Here is a 1952-nt window from a genome sequence, read left to right as displayed (position 1 = left end):
AAACGAAGGTCAGGCGGTTTCTGCTGTTACGGCCAATTACCGTAAACTTTACGAAAGTGGCCAATCGCTTTACAACAGTTTAATGCAGATTGGGGTAGAAATGGCTACCGACGATTRTGAAGCAGGCCCAAGGGCCAGAAATGCACACGTTAGGGCCATATCTGGCTTAACTCACGATTCATCGAACGATAGGATGGAGCAGCTGTGGAAACAAAGTTACGATGCCATTAATGCTTCAAATATTGCCATCGATAAAATTGCTTTGATTGATGAGGCGAAAATTAGCTCAACTGTTAGAAAACGCTTAATTAACGAATCGAAGTTTTTAAGGGCTTTACATTATTTTAACCTGGTGCGTTGGTTTGGCGATGTACCCATTGTACTGCACGAAAATACTTCTTTAGCACCCGAAGATTTATATGTACCCAATGCGCCCGAGGCTGCGGTATATGCACAGATAATTCAGGATTTAAAAGATGCAGAATCGCTACCTGCACCGGCAGAATATAGCAGCAAAGATTTAGGAAGGGCAACTTCAGGCGCAGCCAAAAGTCTGTTGGCAAAAGTATACCTTACCCATAAAGAGTGGGCAAATGCCTTACAAAAAAGTAAAGAGGTAATCGATAGTAAATACTATTCACTGTTTGCAAATTTTGCCGATGTGTTTAATGTAGCCACCAAAAATGGTAAAGAGCATATCTTCTCGGCACAGTTTGTAGGTAACGCAGGTTTTCAGGGCAACAGTTTGGCCAGCCGTTCGGCCCCGGCAGATGTGCCCGGTATTAATGGCGATTATGCCGATGCCCTGCACACCGCTGGCGGTTTGTATACCAGTTTTGCCGATAACGATACCCGAAAGGCCATAACCTTTGTTACGCAGATGGTAAGCCCTACAAATGGTCAGTTATACACTTTTTCGCCGCAGTTTAATAAATATTACGATCCGGCAGTGGTAGGGAATCAATCGCAGTCTTCTAAAAATTTACCCATTATCCGCTATGCAGAAGTACTTTTAATTTATGCTGAAGCCTTAAATGAAGTAAATAATGGGCCAAATGCAGCAGCCTATGCCGCAATAGATGAAGTACGCCAGCGTGCAGGTATTGCTAAACTGGCCGATATTTCTCCGGCATTAACTGTAGATCAGTTTAGAGATGCTGTTTTTCAGGAGCGCAGAAAGGAATTGGTTTTCGAATACCAGCGCTGGTTCGATCTGGCCAGAAGAGGAGCCGATTATTACGTAGCCACACTCAAAGCAGCCGGAAAAACTTTAGCGGCCAAGCGCCACATCCATTTCCCTATTCCGCAACGCGAGCTTAACCTCAACCCTAAATTAAAACAGAACCCAGATTGGGTAAACTATTAATCGTCTTATTTCGGATAATAAAATTTAATCACATGAATTTTAAACAAAAATATTCCACTTTGCCCATAGCGAAAGCATGCCTGTTGGCTTTTGGCTTATTGGCTGTACAGGTTGCTTCGGCCCAGAAAAAGCAAAAACCCAATATCGTACTGGTACTGGTTGATGATCTTGGCTTTTCAGATATTGGCCCTTACGGGGCAACTGAAATAGAAACCCCCAATTTAGATAAACTCGCTGCAGGTGGTTTAAGGCTGAAAGAATTTTACAACAATTCGATCTGTGCACCAACCAGGGCATCGTTGCTCACCGGGCAGTACCAGCATAAAGCTGGTGTTGGCTTTTTTAACAATAACCTTGGGCTGGCAGCCTATCAGGGTTTTCTGAACCGCGAATCGCTTACCCTGGCCGAGGTACTTAAATCAGGCGGTTACACCACACTTATGGCGGGTAAATGGCACGTGGGCGACGATCGGAACCAATGGCCAAACCAACGCGGTTTCGATCATTTCTTTGGCTTTATCGGTGGCGCCAGCAATTATTACGAAATCGGAGAAAAAGGAACTGAAACCGTACCCTTGGTTAAAGA

The 1952-nt window shown here is 44.2% G+C and carries 2 protein-coding genes; both read left to right on the top strand.

All coding sequences use genetic code 11. The annotated features are described in order from the left end of the window. Positions 1-1366, top strand: a 1366-nt coding sequence (locus AC1DPQ_RS26385) for a RagB/SusD family nutrient uptake outer membrane protein (RefSeq protein ID WP_477611382.1), incomplete at its 5' end; no start/stop codon positions are given. Between the two features lie 32 nt (positions 1367-1398). Then, positions 1399-1952: sulfatase-like hydrolase/transferase (locus AC1DPQ_RS26380; RefSeq protein ID WP_477611381.1), on the top strand; the 554-nt coding region annotated here is incomplete at its 3' end.

This window comes from Pedobacter sp. 01T416_2 (assembly GCF_056398925.1).
The sequence above is the reverse complement of the archived record's forward strand: the minus strand, read 5'-3'. Positions and strand labels throughout refer to the sequence as shown.